At 71.2% G+C, this 19,934-nt stretch carries 18 protein-coding genes and 1 pseudogene; 9 read left to right on the forward strand and 10 right to left on the reverse strand.

Translation table 11 applies throughout. The features are described 5' to 3' along the window. Positions 1-19 precede the first annotated feature (19 nt). Entirely contained in the window at positions 20-895 is an 876-nt protein-coding gene (locus ACZ6B8_RS17105) for a TauD/TfdA dioxygenase family protein (RefSeq protein WP_471607918.1), read from the reverse strand. Positions 896-1,141: 246 nt separating this feature from the next. Further along, complete coding sequence (locus ACZ6B8_RS17110) at positions 1,142-1,993, reverse strand: SAM-dependent methyltransferase (protein WP_471083495.1); 852 nt, start codon at positions 1,991-1,993, stop codon at positions 1,142-1,144. 275 nt (positions 1,994-2,268) lie between these two features. Here ACZ6B8_RS17110 and lpdA point away from each other — a divergent pair, with 275 nt between their 5' ends. Both lpdA and ACZ6B8_RS17120 read left to right on the forward strand, forming a co-directional pair. Next, positions 2,269-3,672: a dihydrolipoyl dehydrogenase gene (gene lpdA / locus ACZ6B8_RS17115; RefSeq protein WP_471607699.1), complete on the forward strand. Its 1,404-nt coding sequence runs from the start codon at positions 2,269-2,271 to the stop codon at positions 3,670-3,672. 129 nt (positions 3,673-3,801) lie between these two features. Further along, a complete protein-coding gene (locus ACZ6B8_RS17120) occupies positions 3,802-5,988 on the forward strand; it encodes an MMPL family transporter (protein ID WP_471607700.1) in 2,187 nt (728 codons plus the stop codon). Between the two features lie 212 nt (positions 5,989-6,200). On the opposite strand, the gene ACZ6B8_RS17125 is transcribed toward ACZ6B8_RS17120, so the two are convergent. Continuing rightward, a complete protein-coding gene (locus ACZ6B8_RS17125; protein ID WP_471607701.1) occupies positions 6,201-7,412 on the reverse strand; it encodes an LLM class flavin-dependent oxidoreductase in 1,212 nt (403 codons plus the stop codon). Positions 7,413-7,852: 440 nt separating this feature from the next. Here ACZ6B8_RS17125 and ACZ6B8_RS17130 point away from each other — a divergent pair, with 440 nt between their 5' ends. Next, on the forward strand, positions 7,853-9,394 hold the full coding sequence (locus ACZ6B8_RS17130) for a DHA2 family efflux MFS transporter permease subunit (RefSeq protein ID WP_471607702.1): 1,542 nt from the start codon (positions 7,853-7,855) through the stop codon (positions 9,392-9,394). Next, the gene (locus tag ACZ6B8_RS17135) at positions 9,391-9,612 is read left to right on the forward strand and encodes a hypothetical protein (RefSeq protein WP_471607935.1); all 222 of its coding nucleotides are present in this window, start codon (positions 9,391-9,393) and stop codon (positions 9,610-9,612) included. Before ACZ6B8_RS17130 ends, ACZ6B8_RS17135 begins: the two co-directional genes overlap by 4 nt. Positions 9,613-9,621: 9 nt before the next feature. On the opposite strand, the pseudogene ACZ6B8_RS17140 reads toward ACZ6B8_RS17135, so the two are convergent. Then, positions 9,622-9,762 (reverse strand): annotated as a pseudogene (locus ACZ6B8_RS17140) (RNA polymerase sigma factor); the annotation flags it as partial. Here ACZ6B8_RS17140 and ACZ6B8_RS17145 point away from each other — a divergent pair. The 3 genes from ACZ6B8_RS17145 to ACZ6B8_RS17155 all read left to right on the forward strand — a co-directional run bounded on the left by ACZ6B8_RS17145 (position 9,730) and on the right by ACZ6B8_RS17155 (position 11,555). Then, positions 9,730-10,044: a hypothetical protein gene (locus ACZ6B8_RS17145; RefSeq protein WP_471607936.1), complete on the forward strand. Its 315-nt coding sequence runs from the start codon at positions 9,730-9,732 to the stop codon at positions 10,042-10,044. The pseudogene ACZ6B8_RS17140 and the gene ACZ6B8_RS17145 sit on opposite strands and share 33 nt — an antisense overlap. A gap of 163 nt (positions 10,045-10,207) precedes the next feature. Continuing rightward, positions 10,208-10,966 carry a sulfite exporter TauE/SafE family protein gene (locus ACZ6B8_RS17150; RefSeq protein WP_471607703.1) on the forward strand — a complete coding sequence of 253 codons (759 nt, stop codon included), beginning with the start codon at positions 10,208-10,210 and terminating at the stop codon, positions 10,964-10,966. 250 nt (positions 10,967-11,216) lie between these two features. Beyond that, positions 11,217-11,555: a hypothetical protein gene (locus tag ACZ6B8_RS17155; protein ID WP_471083477.1), complete on the forward strand. Its 339-nt coding sequence runs from the start codon at positions 11,217-11,219 to the stop codon at positions 11,553-11,555. Here the strand turns inward: ACZ6B8_RS17155 and asnB are convergent. From asnB to ACZ6B8_RS17170, 3 genes are all read right to left on the reverse strand, one after another. Continuing rightward, the gene (gene asnB / locus ACZ6B8_RS17160) at positions 11,528-13,369 is read right to left on the reverse strand and encodes an asparagine synthase (glutamine-hydrolyzing) (RefSeq protein WP_471607704.1); all 1,842 of its coding nucleotides are present in this window, start codon (positions 13,367-13,369) and stop codon (positions 11,528-11,530) included. The genes ACZ6B8_RS17155 and asnB overlap by 28 nt on opposite strands. Positions 13,370-13,659: 290 nt before the next feature. Further along, positions 13,660-14,580, reverse strand: coding sequence for a PDR/VanB family oxidoreductase (locus ACZ6B8_RS17165; protein WP_471607705.1), 921 nt, complete (start codon positions 14,578-14,580; stop codon positions 13,660-13,662). Positions 14,581-14,628: 48 nt separating this feature from the next. Beyond that, positions 14,629-15,258, reverse strand: a complete 630-nt coding sequence (locus ACZ6B8_RS17170; protein ID WP_471083468.1) for an MSMEG_1061 family FMN-dependent PPOX-type flavoprotein — start codon at positions 15,256-15,258, stop codon at positions 14,629-14,631. 184 nt (positions 15,259-15,442) lie between these two features. Here ACZ6B8_RS17170 and ACZ6B8_RS17175 point away from each other — a divergent pair, with 184 nt between their 5' ends. Next, a complete protein-coding gene (locus tag ACZ6B8_RS17175; protein ID WP_471607706.1) occupies positions 15,443-16,069 on the forward strand; it encodes a TetR/AcrR family transcriptional regulator in 627 nt (208 codons plus the stop codon). On the opposite strand, the gene ACZ6B8_RS17180 is transcribed toward ACZ6B8_RS17175, so the two are convergent. Beyond that, positions 16,050-16,613: a TetR/AcrR family transcriptional regulator gene (locus ACZ6B8_RS17180; RefSeq protein ID WP_471607919.1), complete on the reverse strand. Its 564-nt coding sequence runs from the start codon at positions 16,611-16,613 to the stop codon at positions 16,050-16,052. The genes ACZ6B8_RS17175 and ACZ6B8_RS17180 overlap by 20 nt on opposite strands. A gap of 221 nt (positions 16,614-16,834) precedes the next feature. On the opposite strand from ACZ6B8_RS17180, the gene ACZ6B8_RS17185 reads away from it, so the two are divergent. Then, positions 16,835-17,800, forward strand: a complete 966-nt coding sequence (locus tag ACZ6B8_RS17185; protein WP_471607707.1) for a DMT family transporter — start codon at positions 16,835-16,837, stop codon at positions 17,798-17,800. Here the strand turns inward: ACZ6B8_RS17185 and ACZ6B8_RS17190 are convergent. Then, complete coding sequence (locus ACZ6B8_RS17190; protein WP_471083459.1) at positions 17,718-18,395, reverse strand: TetR/AcrR family transcriptional regulator; 678 nt, start codon at positions 18,393-18,395, stop codon at positions 17,718-17,720. The genes ACZ6B8_RS17185 and ACZ6B8_RS17190 overlap by 83 nt on opposite strands. Then, positions 18,392-19,837 carry an MFS transporter gene (locus tag ACZ6B8_RS17195; RefSeq protein ID WP_471607708.1) on the reverse strand — a complete coding sequence of 482 codons (1,446 nt, stop codon included), beginning with the start codon at positions 19,835-19,837 and terminating at the stop codon, positions 18,392-18,394. Before ACZ6B8_RS17195 ends, ACZ6B8_RS17190 begins: the two co-directional genes overlap by 4 nt. Positions 19,838-19,934 lie beyond the last annotated feature (97 nt).

Consider the following 19,934-nt stretch of genomic DNA (forward strand, 5'->3'; position numbering starts at 1 on the left):
CGACCCGGTAGGGGCCCCGCTAGTACGGCCGGTCACCCGCGATGGCGACGCGCTCCGCCACCCGGCGGTGCGGGGCGTAGTCGTCGACGGCGTAGTGCTGCGTGGCGCGGTTGTCCCAGAACGCGACGTCGCCCGCCTGCCAGTGGAAGCGCACCTGGTACTCCGGCACGTGCGCCTGCCGCACCAGATAGCCGAGGAGCCGGTCGCTCTCCTCGCGCTCCATCCCGACGATGTGCGTGGTGAAAGAGGTGTTGACGAAGAGCATCCGCCGCCCGGTCTCCGGGTGCGTGCGCACCACGGGGTGGGTGACGGGCGGGAAGCGGTCCTGGAGCGGGGCGAGCTTGTCGGCACCGTAGAAGCGGGCGAAGCCGGGGATGAAGTCGTGCACGGCGTGCGCGGCGTCGATGCGCGCCTTCACGGTGTCGGGAAGGTTGTCGTACGCGGCCGCCATGTCCGCCCACATCGTGTCGCCGCCGAACGGCGGCACCTCTCGCAGCTGCAACACGGCGCCCAGCGCGGGCCGTTCGCGGAAGGTGACGTCGGCGTGCCAGACGTTCTCGTACGTGGGGACGGCGCTGCCGCCCTTGTCGAAGCGGACGACGTCGTCGGCGGAGCCGCTCGCGAGCAGCGGATTGGTCTCCAGGTCACCCCAGTTGAGGGCGAACGCGCGCTGCTGCTCAGAGGTGATGTGGGCGCCGCGGAAGAAGAGCACCTTCCACTCCAGCAGCGCCCGGTTCAACTCGTCGCGCAGGGCGGGCGTCAGGGGGCGGGCGAGGTCGACGCCGCGGATCTCGGCGCCGATGAGGCGGCCCTGGGGCACGACATCGAGGAGCTCGTAAGGGTGTTCCCGCCAGCCTTCGGGCAGGCGGCGCAGGGTACGGCGGCCCTCGTACATGCCGTCGGCGGGGACACGGGCCTCACGCAGGGCGGCGGTCGCGGGAGGCTGGGGTGCGGCAGTCATGCGGTGTGATCCTTCGGGTGCGGGAGCGGGCGGGCTGCGGGGAGCGGGGCTCCGTACAGCTAGCGGCCCGATCGCTCGCACCCGCGCCGCCACGGGACATCGAACGTCCGTGCGGCGGCGGTCAGGTGCTGGATCATGGTCGCCATTGTGGGACCGTCGGTCCCGCAGGTCAACCGTGCGTCACGGCTTGCGCAGCACTCCGCCGTACTCGTAGATCCCCTTGTTGGCCTCGGTCACGCCGAGGTAGGGCACGAGGTCGGGGTCGACCGGCTCCAGGGCGGGCTGGTCGGGGTCGGGGCGCCAGTCGACGAGGTTGACCACGCCGGGATCCACGGCTTCGAGTCCTTCGAGCAGGACGTCGACCTCGGCGGGCGTGCGGGTCTGCCACGGCACGCCGCCGCCGGCGATGTGCTCGGTCATCGCCGCGCCACGCACCGGGTCCTCGCAGATGACCTGCGAGAAGCCGACGAAACTGCCGGGCGCCGCGCGGTCGATGACGGTGCGCAGGATGCGGCCGGGATCGTCGGCGTCGACGAGGTGGTGCCCGACGGACAGGAACAGCGTGGCGACCGGCTCGTCGAAGTCGATGAGACGTCGCACGTCGGGGTGGTTCAGGATGGCGTCCTGGTCCCGCATGTCCCCCATGATGACCGTCGTGGAGGAGTCGTCGGCGAGCAGCGCGCGCCCGTGGGCGAGGACGATCGGGTCGATGTCCACGTAGACGACGCGGGCGTCGGACGCGAAGCGCTGGGCGACCTGGTGGACGTTGTTGTCGGTGGGAAGTCCGCAGCCCATGTCGATGAACTGCCGGATGCCCCGCTCGCGCGTCAGGTGACGCACCGCGCGGTAGAGGAACTGGCGGTTCTGCCGACAGATGTCGACGACCTCGGGGAACGAGGGGACGGTGGAGAGGATGAAGTCGCGGTCCACCTCGTAGTTGTCCTTGCCGCCCAGCATCCAGCCGTAGCCGCGCGCCGAGGTCGGGACGTCGTAGGGGATGGACATCGTCTCGGGCCGGTCGTCACTCTCCACAGCGCGCTCTCCACCTTTCCCGTGGCATGTACGGAACGTGTTCCCGCTCGCGACACTAGCCGGTGATCCACGTTCGGGTGAACCAACTGTCGAATCTCCAACACACTTATGGGGAAGGGTGGTTGGCGCGGCGCCATGGGTCCCGCTCGGGTACGGGGGCCGGTGCGGACTGTGGCGTGTCCCACCCGGCGGGCCGGTGGGCCCGCGCATGGCGGATGATCGTGCCAAGAGCCATCCGTACCACCGGACCCGTACCACCCAGAGAGGACCTCCCCATGGAAGACCGCTTCGACGTCGTCGTGCTCGGCGCAGGACCCGGCGGCTACGTCGCCGCCATCCGCGCCGCCCAGCTGGGCAAGCGAGTGGCAGTCGTCGAGGAGAAGTACTGGGGTGGTGTCTGTCTCAACGTCGGCTGCATCCCGACCAAGGCCCTGCTGCGCAACGCCGAGCTCGCCCACCTCTTCACGCACGAGCAGAAGACGTACGGCATCAAGGTCGACGGGCAGGTCTCCTTCGACTACGGCGAGGCGTTCAGCCGCAGCCGCACGGTCGCGGACGGCCGGGTCAAGGGTGTCCACTTCCTGATGAAGAAGAACGGCATCACGGAGTTCGACGGCCGGGGCACCTTCCTGGACGCGAACACGCTGCGGGTGGCGAAGTCCGACGGCTCGACCGCCACGATCGGCTTCGAGAACTGCGTCATCGCCACCGGTGCCACCCCCCGCCTGCTGCCCGGCACGAGCCGCAGCGAGCGCGTGGTGACGTACGAGGAGCAGATCCTCGCCGACACCCTGCCGCGCTCCATCGTGATCGCGGGAGCGGGCGCGATCGGCATCGAGTTCGCGTACGTCCTGCACAACTACGGCGTGAAGGTCACCATCGTCGAGTTCCTGGACCGGGTCGCGCCGCTGGAGGACGCGGACGTCTCCAAGGAGCTGGCGAAGCAGTACCGCAAGCTCGGCATCGACGTGCTGACCTCGACGCGCGTGGAGTCGATCGACGAGTCGGGTGAGCAGGTCAAGGTCACCGTCACGGGCAAGGACGGCAAGGAGCAGATCCTGGAGGCCGACAAGGTCCTGCAGGCCATCGGTTTCGCGCCGAACGTGAGCGGCTTCGGCCTGGAGGCGACGGGCGTGGCGCTCACCGAGCGCGGCGCCATCGAGGTCGACGGCCGCTGCCGCACCAGCGTGCCGCACATCTACGCCATCGGCGATGTCACCGCCAAGCTGATGCTGGCGCACACCGCCGAGGCCATGGGCGTGGTGGCCGCGGAGACCCTCGCGGACGCCGAGACGATGGAACTCGACTACCCGATGATCCCGCGCGCCACGTACTCGCAGCCGCAGATCGCCAGCTTCGGCTGGACGGAGGCGCAGGCCAAGGAGAAGGGCTTCGACGTCAAGGTCGCGAAGTTCCCGTTCCAGGCGAACGGCAAGGCGCACGGCCTCGGCGACACCGTTGGCTTCGTGAAGATCATCAGCGACGACACGCACGGCGAGATCATCGGTGCCCACCTGATCGGTCCGGACGTCACCGAGCTGCTGCCCGAGCTGACCCTGGCCCAGCAGTGGGACCTCACCGTCCACGAGGTGGCGCGCAACGTCCACGCCCACCCGACCCTGGGCGAGGCCGTCAAGGAAGCGGTGCACGGCCTGGCCGGGCACATGATCAACTTCTGAGTCGCCCGGGCGCCCCGCCCGCCCGCGAACGACCGGAAACCGGTGGTTCGAGTGGCGGGGCCGCCCGGCCCGGCCGATGCTGGGCGGAACACGACTGTGTGCCTCGGGGGCGAGGAGAGGCAGTAGCCGATGTTCTCTGGTCTGGGCCGATTCGTGGTGCGCCGCCCCTGGTGGATCGTCCTGGCGTGGGTGGTCGCGGCCGGCGCGGTGATCTCACTGGCGCCGAAGCTGACCTCCAGCAGTGACGAGGCGAGTTTCCTTCCCGGCCACTACGAGTCGATTCGCGCCGCAAACGTGCAGGAGAAGGACTTCCCGCGGCAGCGGAACATCGGCGCGATCATCGTCTTCCAGCGCTCCGACGGCGCAAACCTGACCACGGCCGACTCCGCCGACGTGCGGCGCGTCTCGCAGGATCTGCAGGAGCGGAAGATCCCCGAGGTGCAGGCCGTCGTGCCGGGCCAGGTCTCACCCGACAAGCGCGTGCAGACGTCGGTCGTCGCGATGCCGAAGATCACCGACCCCGAGGACACCGCGCAGCAGGACGCGGTGAAGCAGCTGCGGACCGATCTGAAGCCGGAGTTGAAGGGCACGGACCTGTCCGCCGGCATCACCGGATCGGCGGCGCAGGCGCTCGACGAGAGCGACGCGTCGAAGCGGGCCGGCCTGCTGGTCGGGGTCGGCACGATCGTCATCATCGTCGTACTGCTGCTGGTGATCTTCCGCAGCCCGATCATCGCGCTGCTCCCCGTGGTTCTCATCGGTCTGATCTCGCCGATGGCCACCGGTCTGATCGCCTCCGCCAACAAGGCCTTCGGCATGAAGGCGGACTCCTCGATCCAGGAGCTGCTGACCGTCGTCCTGTTCGGCGTCGGCACGGACTACATCCTCTTCCTGCTCTTCCGGTACCGGGAGGCCCTGCGCTCGGGCGAGGACGTCAAGGGCGGCATGGTGCACGCCGTCGAGCGGGTCGGCGAGGCCATCACGTCGGCGGCGGGCGCGGTCATCGTCGCCTTCGCCGCGCTGACGCTCTCCTCGCTCGGCATGCTGCAGTCGATGGGCCCGGCCCTGGCCATCGCCGTGTTCGTGACGCTGCTCGCCGGCCTCACCCTCGTCCCGGCCGTGGTCTCGCTGCTGGGCACGAAGGTGTTCTGGCCGTCGAAGTCCTGGCAACGTGAGCCGCACGGCACGGGGTTCGCGGGGCTCGGCGCGTCCGTGGCCCGCAGGCCCGCCGTGTGGGCGCTGGTCTCCGCACTCGTCATGGGCGCGCTCACGCTCGGCGCGCTCGGCTACCGGGCCAACTTCGACCTGGCCGGATCCTCGCTGCCCAAGGACAAGGAGTCGATGGTCGCCCTGGACGACCTGCAGAAGGGCTTCCCCGCGGGCAGCACCGACCCGACCTCCGTGTATCTGACCTCCACCGCCGACGAGCCGCTGGCGCCGTCCGCTGCCGCCGCCTTCCGGGAGCGGCTCTCCGGCGTGACGGGAGTGGGCGAGGTCGCCGCTCCGAAGCTGAGCCCGGACCGCGCGACGGCCTCGTACTCCGTGATCCTCACGGACCCGCCCGCCTCGGACAAGGCGCTGGCGACCGTCAAGGACCGGCTGCGGCCCGCCGCCCACGACGACGCGCCGACCGGCACGCGGGCCCTCGTCGGCGGCACGACGGCCGTGTACGTCGACATCAACAAGGCGGTGGACCGCGACTACTCGGTGGTCTTCCCGGTGGCGGCGCTGGCCATCATGGTCATCCTCGGGCTGCTGCTGCGCAGCCTGGTGGCGCCCTGGTACCTGATGCTGTCCGTCGCGCTCGGCTTCGGCGCGACCCTCGGCGCGACATCACTGCTCTTCCAGCGGATCGGCAGCCAGCCCGGGCTCATGTTCATGCTGCCGGTGATCATGTACTTGTTCGTCGTCGCGCTCGGCACGGACTACAACATCCTGATGGTGTCGCGGCTGCGCGAGGAGGCACGGGAGGGACGGACTCCGCGCGACGCGGCGGGTACGGCGGTGCGTCACTCCGGGCCCACGATCGGTTCGGCCGGCGTGATCCTCGCCGGTACGTTCGCGACGCTGATGCTCGCGGGCAACTCCACGCTCTCGCAGATGGGTTTCTCGCTCTCCTTCGGCATCGTCATCGCCGCGTTCGTCATGGCGATGGTCTTCACCCCGGCGCTCACGGCCCTCATCGGCCATGCGGCGTGGTGGCCCGGCCACGGTGACGAGAAGCGCGAGGGGGCGGGAGGGAACGGGGGCGGTGCGCCGGGCCGGGCCGGGGATACGGACGAGGAGCGGCTGGGCGGGGCGACGCGGAGTCGGTGAGCGGGGCGGCTCGGCGGGGTTGCCCGACCTGGCTGGGCCCGTCGCCCGGGCTGGGCGGACGTCGCTTGGACCTGGCGGAAGTCGGCCGGGCTGCTGCGCCGGCCACCCGCGCGGAGCGGGGCCGACCAGGCAGCACCCGACGCTTGAGCGGTTGCTTTTACGCCGGCCGAGTCAGTGGGTCGCAGCGACCCTCAGCCCAGACGCACCGCCCCTCACCGATCCGTGCCGGCGCGTTCCGCGATCAACGCTTCCGCGACCGCCTGGCGACCCACCCTGCGGAACACCGACTCGTTCGCGTCGACCGCGTGCACCCATGCCCGGTGCACCCGGACCGTGCGGGCCTCGCCCCCGAGTCCTTCGCGCACGCCCTCCTCCAGAGCCGCCGCGAACTCGTCCTCAAGGTGGTCCGCGCCGAGGGGATTGACGAAGGAGTACGTCCCCGACTCCTCCCCCGCCCCGGACTGCCGTTCGACGTCGAGGGTGACGCGCGCCCAGCCTCCGCAGCCGGTCTGGCTCCCGGCGGTGGCGGTGGACCGGAGCGGCAGCACAGAACGTGCCAACCGGGCTGCCTGTGCGACGAGTTCGTACTGCGTCCGCCAGTCGGAGTCGGGCAGGCGCAGAACGAGCCGGTCCGCCCCCGCCCGCGCGTACTCGACGATCGCCGCGGCGGCCTGTCCCGGTTCGGCGCCGATCAGCAGGGCGGCGCCGCGCTCCACGTCGACGCCGTAGCGGCTCAGGAGGTGACCGACCCGCGAGGCTTGCCGGTCGGCCTCGCCGGCGGGGCACAGGGCCGCGGGGACCGCGGTGCTCATCGTCGGCTGTGTGATGCCGTGGGACGCGGCGGCCAGGGCGTTCAGCCGCGGGCGCGCACCGGCGAGATCCGCGGGCGAGGCGAGGCCGGGGAACCAGCCGTTGTGACGGGCCGCCCGCCGCAGGGAAGCCTCCGACCCTCCGCCGATCAGACAGGGCGGCCACGGCACGCGGGAGCCGAGCGCGGACTTCGCCCCGCCGGCCGTGGTGTAAGTCTCCGCGAGCAGATCGCGCAGCCGCTCCAGCCCGCGATCGGTCCGCTCGTCGCGCTCCGCGTCGCCCTCGTCGTACGAGCCACCGGCGCCCACCCCCAGCAACACCCGTCCGCCGGAGCGGGATTGCAGGTGCGCAAGCCGCTCGGCGAGGTGATCGGCCTCCTCCACGGAGACCGTCGGGACGCCGTAGCCCACCCTGGTACGGGTGGTCGCCGCCGCGGCCGCGCTCAGGGCGGCCACCGCGTCCGGCGCCGACGCGCCGCCCGCCGGGTCGTCGCTCGCCCACACCGATGCGAAGCCCAGCCTTTCGGCACGGCGCGCCGCGGCGGCGCAGTCGTCGGCCCGCCCCGAACCGCCCCTCGCCGGATTCGGCAGGAACACCCCGATGTCGATGGCCACACGCCACCCCCTCAACCCGCTCCACTGCTTGCCCCGTCACCCGCCTCGACGGCGCGGGACCACCTGCGACGACATTAGTTCAACTTGCCTTTTCGCGGAAAGTGTGAGCAACGAGCCACAAACTGATGACCCATCAGAAAACCTATTGCTCACAACTCGAACGAGAATGCAAGTGAAATCGAGAAACCCCGCAAAAGTCAGTGGCCTAGGAAAGAGACGCAAAAGTCAAGTCCGCCGTCGAGTATCGCTCGATTGCCGAAACCTTGGCCCCGACCTGCGGGAATCCAGTGCTAGGGTTTTCTCTCGTCCTCAGTAGGACCGCATTCCAGCGTCTAGCCACAGCCCTTCTCCGCGCCCCTCGCACCGAAAGGGAAACGCGCCTTTCACTGCCGCTTCCCGTTCCGGTGAAATATGTCCGAGCCTCGTTCTGGAGCCCTTTCATGTCTGCTGACAGCACGGCTGTCACCCCCTCCGCACCGACGGACTCCCTCGGTGCCCCGGCCGGCACCCCGCCCGGTGGCCGGCACCTGGGCCTGGCCCTGTTCGTGATCGCCGCGGCCCAGCTGATGGTGGTGCTCGACGGCACCATCACCAACATCGCCCTGCCGAGCATCCAGACCGCACTGCACGTCTCCGACGCGAATCTGGCCTGGGTCGTCAACTCCTACGCGCTGGCCTTCGGCGGCCTGTTGCTGCTCGGCGGCCGGGCCGGTGACCTCTTCGGGCGCCGGCGGATGTTCCAGGTGGGCATCGCCCTGTTCACCCTGGCCTCGCTGCTCGGCGGACTGGCCCCGAACGAGGGCCTGCTGATCGGCGCCCGCATCATGCAGGGCGTCGGCGCCGCCGTCGCGGCGCCCAGCGCCCTGTCGCTGATCGCCACGACGTTCCCCGAGGGCAAGCCGCGCAACAAGGCGATGGGCGTCTACGCCGCGATGGCCGGCATCGGCGCCACCGTGGGACTGCTGCTCGGCGGCGTCCTCACCGACGCCCTGGACTGGCGGTGGGTGTTCTTCGTGAACATCCCCATCGGCCTGGCCGTCCTCGCCGGGACCAAGACGCTGGTCGAGGCCGAACGCCACCAGGGCCGCCTCGACATCCCCGGCACCGTCTCCGGCACCGGCGGCCTTCTCGCCCTGGTCTACGGCATCACCCGCGGCGGCGAACACGGCTGGACCGACGGCCTGGCCCTGTCCTGCTTCGCAGTCGCCGCCGTCCTGCTCAGCGCCTTCCTGATCGTCCAGAGCCGCACCACGCACCCGATGATGCCGCTGCGGCTCTTCCGGGACCGCAACCGCTCGGGGTCGTATGCCACGATGCTGTTCATCGGCGCCGGCATGATCGCCACCTTCTACTTCCTCACCCTCTACATGCAGTTGATCCTCGGCTACAGCGCGGTCAAGACCGGCTTCGCCAACCTGCCGTTCAGCCTGGGCATGGGGGTCGCGGCGGCCGTCAGCGCCAAGCTGGTCACCCGGCTCGCGCCGCGCGCGATCGCCGGGCCCGGGCTGCTGGTGGCGGCAGCGGGCATGTTCTGGTTCGCCACGCTCACACCCGACTCCTCGTACACGGGCCATCTGATGCCGGCGATGTTCGTGACCGCGCTCGGCCTCGGCATGGGCTTCGTACCGATGACACTGGGCGCCGTCAGCGGCGTCGGCCACCAGGAGACGGGCATCGCCTCCGCGCTCCTCAACACCGCCCAGCAGATCGGCGGCGCCCTGGGACTCGCCGTCCTGGCGACGATCTCCACCTCGGCCGCCGACGACCGGCTGCCCGACGCCGCCGCCTCGCTCTACCGGGGAGCGGCCACCGGGGACCACGCCCTGGTGGCCAAGGCGGCCGACGCGCTGACGCACGGCTACACGCTGGCCTTCGTCGGTGCGGGCGTCATGTTCCTGGCAGGTCTCCTGGTCACCGGCCTGGCCATCACGGCCGGCAAGCAGGAAGCGGCCGAGGGCGCGGCCCCCGTGCACATCGGATGAGCCGCGGGGTTCGGGCGGCCCGCCGTTCCGGACCCGTCGACGGGCAGGAGCTCACCGAGCTCGCGCGGGCCCACGAGGCGCGTCGGCGGCGCGAGGGGGACGCGGCGCCGCTCACCCCAAGGGACGCCTTCACCGCTCCCCCACCGGGTGAGAACCGCGCCCCGGCGGACGTCGACACCGCCGTACGGCCGCGAGGACCGGACCGCACGGCGAGCTGATCCCGTCGGGGCCTCGTCGTGCAGGGCCGCGATCGCCGCCTGCAACTGATAGGCGCCCGACGGGCCTTGGGGGCGCGCCTCCCCGACGAGCGCCGTGCCCTCGTCGATCGCCCGCCGGTGCCAGCGGCCGCGGTCCTGCTCGTCGAGCGGGCCTGCGCCCTGGTGCACGGCCCACACGTCGGCCTCGCCGAACTTGCCGTACTGGAGGAGCGGCTGACGGGCCATCACCGGATGGTGGCGGTGCGCGCCCACCTCCTGGAGAAGGCGTGCGACACCGAAGGCGCCCGGGCCGCCTATCGCCTGGCGGCCTCGGGGCACCCTCGGCCGCCCCGAGGCCGACCATCTGCGGACGCGCGCCGCCCGGCTGCCGACCGGAGATGTGTGAAGGTGCTCCTGGGTATGCGTGTCATCGGCCCCCCGCGCCGCCCCTAGGTATCCCTTAGATGGTTGCAAGTAAACCCGAGGATTGACTTGGGTTTCCGCCGTGCACCAAGATCGTTGCTGACCCGGGCGGCGACCCGGCGACGGGCCCCGGCCCGGGGCGCGGACACGGCTCCAGCCGACGGAACCCCGCACACGGCAGAAAAGGTGACAGGTGGAACCGCTCGAAATGGTGGCCGTCGGAATCGCCGGCGTCGCGGCAGGCAGCATCAACGCGGTGGTCGGATCCGGGACGCTCATCACCTTCCCCACCCTGCTCGCCTTCGGTTTCCCACCGGTCCTCGCCAACGTGTCGAACAACATCGGCCTGGTGCCGGGCGCGCTGAGCGCCGCGTACGGCTACCGCCGGGAGATGAAGGGGCAGTTCAGGCGGCTGGTGCGGTTCGGCACGGCCTCCCTCATCGGCGGCCTGATCGGCGCGCTGCTCCTGTTGAAGCTGCCCGCCGACGCCTTCCAGGCGGTGGTCCCGGCCCTCATCCTGACCGCCTGCGTCCTGGTGCTGCTGCAGCCCCGGCTGGCCCGCAGGCTCAAGGAGCGCGGGACTCCCGCGCGCACGGACGGCGGGATTCCGATGTGGTGCGGGATCCTCGCCACCGGCATCTACGGGGGCTATTTCGGCGCCGCCCAGGGGGTTCTGCTCATGGGCCTGTTCGGCGCCTTCCTCCTGGACGACCTGCAGCGGCTGAACGCCGCGAAGAACGTGCTCGCCTCGCTCGTGAACGGCGTCGCCGCCATCCTCTTCATCATCGTGGCGGACATCGACTGGACGGCCGCGGGACTGATCGCGCTGGGCTCGACGGCGGGCGGCCTGATCGGCGCGCGCTACGGCCGCAGACTCCCCCCGGTGGCAATGCGCGCCTTCATCGTCGTCGTCGGCATCACGGCTTCGGTGATCATGCTCGTACGCCGGTGACGGCGCGGGGGACGCCGCCGAGCGCGACGGAGACGCCACGGGCGTAACACAGCTCACACCACCGGGCCCCCCGGCCAGGGAACCCGCGCCCATGGTTTATCGTTGAACATAGTGTGGCCCCGACCGAGATTCCCCCGTCCGGTCGGGGCCGCACCCCATTGACGTGGGCGGCTTCCGCTGTTTTCACGCCTTCGAGGGCGAATATGCCAACCGCATCGCGTCACATCCGCCCGAGCGGCATCATGCGTCCATGGACGGTGCCAAGCCTGTGCAGGTCTTGTTCACGCCCGACGAGTACGCCGCGATCCTGAGCCACGCGGACCGGCTCGGAGTGCCGGTGGCCGAGTTCATCCGCCGTGCCGTGACCGTCCGGGCCGAGGAACAGCCCGGCCCGTGCCAGTCGTCCGACACCCGGCGCGGAGCGGCCGTGCCGCCGGTCCAGCGGGGTCTCGGCCCGGACGGGACCCCGGCGCTCCAGCGGTTCCTCGACACGCTCGCCGCGTCGGCGGAGCGCGACGACGGTTCCGGAGGGTGCGGAGCCGGGCCGGCCGGTGAGGAGACTCAGGACAGGACGATCTCCGGCTCGTAGAGCTCCAGCCAGATCGCCAGGTCCAGGGTCCGCTCCAGATCGCGCCGGGAGGCCTGGGTGATCTGCGCCCCGCCCCGCTCGGCGGCCCGCGCCGCCCGCTCCCGGTCCACCAGCCGGAAGACCGGGTGCTCGGGCTGGGCGAGCAGCTTCTTGACGTGCTCCTGGAGGGCGACGGCGTACTTGGGGTCCTGCGTCGAGGGGTACGGGCTCTTCACCCGGTCGTAGACCGAGCGCGGCAGCACGTCGGCGGTCGCCTCGCGCAGCAGGCTCTTCTCCCTGCCGTCGAAGGACTTCAGCGACCAGGGCGTGTTGTAGACGTACTCCACCAGCCGGTGGTCGCAGAAGGGCACCCGCACCTCGAGGCCGACGGCCATGCTGGCGCGGTCCTTGCGGTCGAGCAGGATGCGCACGAACCGGGTCAGGTGCAGGTAGCTCATCTTCCGCATCCGGAACTCGAAGTCGCTCTCGCCGTCGAGGCGCCGGACGCCGGCGACGGCCGCCGCGTAGCTCCGCTCGACGTAGCCCGGCAGGTCGAGCGCCGCGGTGAGCTCGGGGCGCAGCACGCCGGACTCGTCCCCGAAGTGGTCGGCGAACTTCACCAGCCACGGGAAGGTGTCGGCGGCCCGCGCCTCCTCGTCGAAGAACTGCAGATAGCCGCCGAAGACCTCGTCGGCGGACTCCCCGGACAGCGCGACCGTGGAGTGTTCACGGATGGCACGGAACAGCAGGTAGAGGGAGGCGTCCATGTCGCCGAAGCCCATGGGTATGTCCCGTGCGCGGATCATCCTGGCGCGTACGTCGGGGTCGGCGAGGGCGTGCGAGTCCAGGACGATGTCGCGGTGCTCGGTGCCCGCGGACTCCGCCACGTCGTGCACGTAGGGGGTGTCGGGCGTGCCGCGCAGCTCGTCGGCGACGAAGTTGTCGGTCTGGCCGACGAAGTCGACGGCGAAGCTGCGTACCGTCTCACCCGCTTCGGCCAGTTGCCGGGCGGCGAGGGCGGTCATCGCCGAGGAGTCGAGGCCGCCGGAGAGCAGCGTGCAGCGCGGCACGTCGGAGACGAGCTGGCGGCGCACGATGTCCTCGAGGAGCTCGCGCACCGTGGCGATCGACGTGTCGCGGTCGTCCGTGTGCGGACGGGTGCGCAGCGACCAGTAGACGTGCCGGCGCAGTCCTGCGCGGTCGACGCTCACGACGGTGCCGGGCTCGACCTCGCGCATGCCGTCCCACACCGCGTGGCCGGGCGTCTTGACGACGGCGAACAGCTCGCGCAGACCGTCCAGGGTGACGCGCCGCCGGGCCAGCGGATTGGCGAGGATCGCCTTGGGCTCGGAGCCGAACAGGACGCCGTCGGGGGTCTCGTAGTAGTAGAAGGGCTTGATGCCCATGCGGTCCCGGATCATGACGAGCTTGTCGTCGCGTGCGTCCCAGATGGCGAAGGCGTACATGCCGTTGAGCCGCTCCGCGACGCCCTCACCCCATTCGAGGTAGCCGCGCAGCACGGCCTCGGTGTCCGACGCGGTGGTGAACCGGTGGCCTCGATCGGCCAGTTCGCGGCGGAGCTCGGTGAAGTTGTACGTCTCCCCGGAGTAGACGAGGGCGACGGTGCCGGTGGGCGTCTCGACCGTCATGGGCTGCCGGCCGCCGGGCAGATCGATGATCGCCAGACGGCGGTGCCCGAGACCGGCGGGCCCGCCGGTCCAGGTGCCGCGGTCGTCGGGACCGCGGCAGGACATCGTCTCGGTCATGGCGTCCAGAGTGGTGGACTCGGCCGTCAGATCACGGTCGAAGGAGACCCAGCCGGTGATGCCGCACATGCGCTTTTCCTTCCCCTGCCGCACTAGATGTATCTAGCACCTACCTCTGCAGCGTGCGCCTGCGACTGCGTACGGTCAACGCCGCACGGAACGGACCCCTCGCTTCGACCCTCGCGATTTCGGCCGCTCTTTACCGGGGTGAGACGACGTCCCGTGGGGGCGCCACATCCGCCTACCGGGCAGATCCGGGGACGCGGACCCGCCCGGAACGAAGAATTCCGGCCACGGGCAAAGACTTGTCCACGATCAGCCTTCCCGGCCTCAGTCCCTGAGGTCGGCCCCCACCCCGCTCACAGGTCCACGACGATGCGCGCGGAGCGTGCGCGCGAGACGCACGGATACATCCGGCCCGCGGGGGCGCCGATGTCGTCGCGGTGGTCGATGTCGCCCTCGACGACGGCGATCTCGCAGCTGCCGCAGACGCCTTCCCGACAGCCGGCGGACAGCGGGTATCCGGCGTGGGTCAGCGCGTCGAGCAGCGACTCGTCCGCCGGGACCGGGACCGTCCTGCCCGACCTGCCGCAGACGGCCTCGAACGCGACGTCGGGGCCGGCCGGTCTGACCGACGGACGGAAACGCTCCACGTGCAGCCGTTCCGCGGGGAACACCGCCTCGGCCGCCGCCAGCAGCGAGGCCGGACCGCAGCAGTACACCAGAGTGCCCGCGTCCAGCTCCGCGGCCAGCGCCCCCAGGTCCGGCCTCCCCTGGCTCCGGGTGGCGACGACCCGCACCGACTCCGCGTGCTCGGCGAGGAGTTCGGCGGCGAACGGCATGACCTCCGGCGAGGGCCCCGCGTACACCAGATCCGCCGGCACCCCCGCCCGCGCGGCGGCCCGGAGCATCGGCGCGACGGGTGTGATGCCGATCCCGCCGGCCAGGAACAGGTACCGCCGCGCGGGCAGCAGCGGGAAGTGGTTGCGCGGGGTCGACACGGTGAGCGGCCGGCCCCGGCGCAGATGGCGGTGGATGTACTCCGAGCCGCCCCGGCTGAGACGGTCGTGGCGGACGGCGACGCGGTAGGTGTCCAGGTCGGCCGGGTTTCCGCACAGGGAGTACTGCCGGGTGAGCCAGTTGGGCAGCCGCAGGTCGATGTGGGCACCCGGCTCCCAGGGCGCGAGGGGCCCGTCGGCGCCGCGCAGGGTCAGGGAGACGACGCCCTCGGCGACGGGGTCGATGCGGTCGACGACGGTCGCCTGGGTCGGTGTTGTCATCTGGGGGTCCCTTCGGGGGTGGTCAACAGGAGGTCCCTTCGGGGCGGGTCAGTAGAGCTTGCGGTAGGCGTCCTCGAGCTGTGCCTCGAACGCCTCCGGTGCGACGTCCAGGCCGAGTTGGTCGGTGACGACCTCGCCGACCGAGGGCATCTCCTCGGCGAGGGCCTGGCTGGCGGGGTCCCACAGTCGGGACCGGAGCAGGGCGCGGCCGCAGTGGAAGAACGCCTCGTCCACCTCGACGACGATGGCGAGCACCGGCCGCTTGCCCTGCGTCTCCATCCGGGCGAGGACATCCGGCTCGTCGGTGGCGTGGGCGCGGCCGTTGACCCGCAGCACCTCGCGCACCCCGGGGATCAGGAAGAGCAGCCCGATGCCGTCGTTCTCGGCGAGGTTGGTGAACGAGTCGGCGATCTTGTTGCCGGGCCGGTCGGGCAGGGCAAGGGTGTGCTCGTCGAGGACCTTCACGAAGCCCGGGTGGTCGCCCCGGGGTGAGCAGTCCGCGCGCCCTTCGGCGTCAGCGGTGGCCATCGTCAGGAACGGCGAGTGGGCGATGAACCGGCAGACGTGCCGGTCGAGTCGGCCGGTCTTCTTCGCCTCGTTCATGGCGTCGGGCTCACCGAGGCGGGCCCGCACCTCGTCGGGGGAGATCCGCCGGGGGCGGGTGTCGGTGGGCGTCATGAAGGGGTCCTTCCGGTGGTTCGGCAGGAGCGGTGGGCCGGTGGTCGCCGACGGCAGGGAGCGCCGCGCGCAGCCCGTCCGCGGATGACCGTCGTGGGCGGTTCCGCCGCAGTTCATGACAGTATTCTGAGCAATTACTCAGCTTTTTTGCTACTCGCTTTCACGGTGCGGATCAGGAGGTCCCATGCCGTCCGACCGACGCGGACTCGCCCCACGTAAACAGCCCAGACAGGTCCGGGCCGAGCTGACCCGCGAGCGCATCCTCGATGCGGCTGCTCACGTTTTCGGCGCGTACGGATACGCCGCGGGGACCACGAACCGGATCGCCGAGCGTGCCCGGGTGTCGATCGGTTCGCTGTATCAGTACTACCCGAACAAGGACGCGATCCTGGTCGAGTTGTTGACCCGTCACCTCGACGCCGGACGAGCCGCCATCTCGCGCTCGCAGGCGCAGGGGCTGCCGGAGTCACTGGAGGGCATGCTCCGCGTCTTCGTCCGGACCACCATCGACAACCACCTGGACGATCCGCGGCTGTTGCGGGTCATGGTCGAACAGGCTCCCCGCTCCGCCGAGTTGCTGGAGAAGGTGGAGGCCCACCAGGCGGAACGCCTCGCGTACACCGAGGAGTTGCTGCGTCACCACCCGGAGGTCCGGGTGGCGGACATCTACACCGCCTCGCGGCTCCTCGTGACCACGGTCGAGCTGGTGATCCACAAGGTCATCGCGGCGCCCGACCCCATCGACCTGGGCCGGTTCGAGGACGAACTCGTGGCCATGCTCCACCGCTATCTCAGCGGTCCGCCGAGCTGATCCGCAGCAGGTCCGCCGCGGCCTCGCGCGCCTCGTCGAGGGCGTCCGGGAAGATGTGCAGTCCGTGCGCCACGAGGCCGCCCTCGTGCACCAGCATCAGCGTCCGCCCCAGCCGGGCCGCCCTCGACGGGGCGATCTCCTCGGCGAGTTCGGTGAAGAGCGCGAGCATCCAGGCCTTCTGACCGGCGATGATCGGGTACGCGGGATGGGCGGGGTCGCTGATCTCGGCGTGCGCGTTGACCATCGTGCACCCCTTGGCCAGATGGTCCTCGGCCCAGTCGCGCACGGCGTCGAAGACGGCCAGGATCCGGCCCTCGGGCGTCCTCGCGGCCGCGAGGTAGGGGGCGAGGAAGGCACGCCAGCGCTCGTCCCGGTCGGCGAGGTACTCGACGACGATCTGCTCCTTGGAGCCGAACCGGTCGTAGAGGGTCTTCTTCGTCACGCCGGCCTCGGCGGCGATCAGATCCACGCCGACGGCATGGATGCCGCGTTCGTAGAAGAGCCGGCTCGCGGCCTCCAGGGCACGCCGGGCGCCCGGCGTCATGGCGATGCGCCGCGGCGTCGCCGCCTCACCCCCCGCACCGTCGCCCGTGCCGCTCGCCGCCCCATTCGCCGTTCCCGCACGCGTGCCGTGCGCGCCGGCGGTCATCGCATCGTCCGTCATGCCTCCCATAGTAGACCGATCTGTATACTCGACGTCGGGTAAACAGATCGGTTTACTCACTCTGCTTCGCGCAGCACCACGCCGCACGACGGGAGGAATCCATGAACGTCCTGCTCTCGACCGCCTTCGTGCTCACCTGGAGCTCCGGATTCATCGGGGCCAAGCTGGGCGCGGGCAGCGCGCCCGCGGTGACCGTGCTGATGTGGCGGTTCCTGCCGCTTGCCGTCGTCCTCGGGCTCGTCGCCGCGCTCTGCGCGCGGGCCTCCTGGCGCGGCCTCACGGTGCGCGACCTGGGCCGGCAGGCGGCCGTCGGGGCGCTGTCGCAGAGCGGCTACCTGCTCACCGTGTACTACGCCATCCAGCTCGGCGTCTCCAGCGGCACGACCGCGCTCATCGACGGCACCCAGCCGCTGGTCGCGGGCGCGCTCGCCGGGCCGCTGCTCGGCCACTACGTATCGCGCACCCAGTGGGTCGGCCTCGCCCTCGGCGTGAGCGGCGTCGTCATCGTCACCGCGGCCGATTTCTCGGGCGGCGGGGACGCCGCGTGGTGGGCGTATCTGGTGCCGTTCCTCGGCATGTTCTCCCTGGTGGGCGCCACGTTCCTGGACCGGCGCGCGCCCCGCGCCGTGGGCCCCGCGGTGTCGCTGACGGTCCACTGCGGCACCAGCGCCGTCGTCTTCACGGGACTCGCGCTGGCGGCGGGCGCCGCCACGCCGCCCGCCGAGGCCTCCTTCTGGACGGCGATCGGATGGCTCGTGGCGCTCTCCACCTTCGGCGGCTACGGCCTGTACTGGCTGATCCTGCGGCGTTCGGGCGTCACGCAGGTCAATACGCTGATGTTCCTCATGGCCCCGGTGACGGCTCTGTGGGGCGCCCTGATGTTCAAGGAGCCCTTCGGCCCGCAGACGATGACGGGTCTGGCCGTCGGGCTCGCGGCGGTGGTCGTGGTCCGGCGCGGCGCGCGTTCCGGGCGCGGTGCTTCGTCTACGCGCCGTGCGGCCCCGCCTGCGGCCCGGGTCGGCCGGGCGTCAGGAAGTCCTGCACCGCGGGCGCGTACCGGTCGGTGATCTCGGCGATGTCCGCGGCGCGCAGATGCGGGCCGCGGGCGATGCCGTACATCACGCCGAGGCCGAGCAGCATGCCGACGGCGAGCTCCGCGCGCAGCCCGGCGTCCGGCCCCGGCAGCCGCTCGCTCAGCCGCTGGACCACCTGGGCGCGGAAGTTGGCGCGCAGGATGTCGCCCTGCTCGCCGTGGAGCGGGGCGAAGACGATGCGCAGGATCGGGTCGGCGCCCCGCTCCGCCTGGCCGGTGAGCAGATGGCGGACCAGGTGTTGGCCGAGCTCCGCGAGGGGCGCGTCGAGGAACTCCGCGGCGTCGGCGTCGAACGACATGATCCGCGAGAACAGCGCGTCCTTGTTGCCGAAGTACTTCAGGATCAACGGGGCGCTCACCCCGGCCCGTTCGGCCACCGCCTTGAGGGTGATGTCGCCGTGCGCGTGCCGCGCGAGGAGATGGCGTGCGGCGCGCACGATGGCGTTCTTGGTCGTCTCGGCGTCCCTGCGGCCCGCGGGCGCGGCGAGCGCCGGGCGCGTGCCCGCATCGTCTCCCCCGTGCCCGTTCGCGCTCCGGCCTTCGATCGTGTCCCCGTATCCGTCGGTCATCTTCCCTCCAGGGCGGTCTCCTGGGCGGGCCCCCCGTGCCCGGTGGGTGTCCGCCCGCCTCCCGGGACCGTGTCCGAGGGTATGGCCAGGGCGGCCACGCAGGCGACGAGCGCCACGGCTCCCGCCATGGCGAAGGCGAGCTGGTAGCCGCCCAGGGTGGGGAACCGCAGGCCGCCCGCGGCGACGGCCGCACTGGACACGCTCTGCCCGATGGTCCGCATCAGGACGTTCACCCCGTTCGCGGAAGCGGTCTGCTCGACCGGCACCGCCCGCAGGATCAGGGTGGGCAGCGCCGAGTACGCGAACGTGGTCCCGGTCGACACCACCGCGGCGCCCACCATGATCACCCACAACTCCCTGCTGTCGACGATCCGTACGGCGTATCCGAGCGCCATGAAGACCGCGCCGACCGCCAGCGTCACCCGGGGGCCGCGCGCGGTCGAGACACGCGCCGACACCGGCGAGAGGAGCAGCATGATCAGCCCGTTGGGCAGCAGGCACAGGCCGGTCGCCACGATGGACAGCTCCAGTCCGTAGCCGCTCACCGCGGGCGCCTGGACGAGTTGCGCCGTCACCAACGAGTTGGCGTAGAAGGCGAATCCGGCCAAGAGCGCGGTGATGTGCGGCAGCGCCACGCGTCGCCCGGAGGCCAACCGCAGGTCGACGAGCGGTTCTTCGGTCCGCAGTTGCATCCGCCACCACAGGCACAGGATCACGACGGCTCCCACGAGGAGCCCGACGATCGGACCGCTGCCCCACCCCCACTGGCCGCCCTGCGACACGGCGAGCAGCAGACAGACCAGTCCGGCGGCCAGGCCCAGCGCGCCCCAGGTGTCGAACCTCCCCGCCGAGCGCACCGGCGACTCCCGCACGGCCCACCGGGCGAGCAGGAGCCCGCCGGTGCTGAGTGCGGCCGTCGCCCAGAACATGGCGTGCCAGTCCGCGTACTGCACGATGAGCGCGGCGAGCGGCAGCCCGAGCGCGGCGCCGATCCCCACCGTGGAGCTCATCAGGGCGACCGCCGACGCGGTGCGGTGCGGCGGGAGTTCGTCGCGCAGGATGCTGATGGACAGGGGGACCACCGCGGCGGAGGCGCCCTGCAGGGCGCGCGCGGCGATCAGCAGCCGGATGTCGGAGGTGAGTGCGCAGAGCACCGAGCCCCCGGCCATCAGACCGAGGGCGATGAGCAGGACGCGCCGCTTGCCGTACATGTCGCCGGCCCGCCCGAGTACGGGCGTGAGGACGGCTCCGGACAGCAGGGTGGCGGTGACCAGCCAGGAGACGGCTCCCGCCGAACTGTGCGTGAGCCGGGGCAGATCGGGCAGCAGCGGCACGACCACGGTCTGGGTGACGGCCATCAAGATGCCGCCGAAGGCCAGCACCGGGACGGCCAGTCGGGCGCGGAGGTCCCGTGCGTCACCCGGTATCGGAACGGCCCCCATGGCATCTCCCCCCACCCGTTCACCCCGGCCGAGGTGAATTCGAATTCACCATAGCGGGTGAATGCGCATTCACCCGCTATGGAATAGGGAGAGAAAT

The organism is Streptomyces sp. NPDC041122, assembly GCF_055592445.1.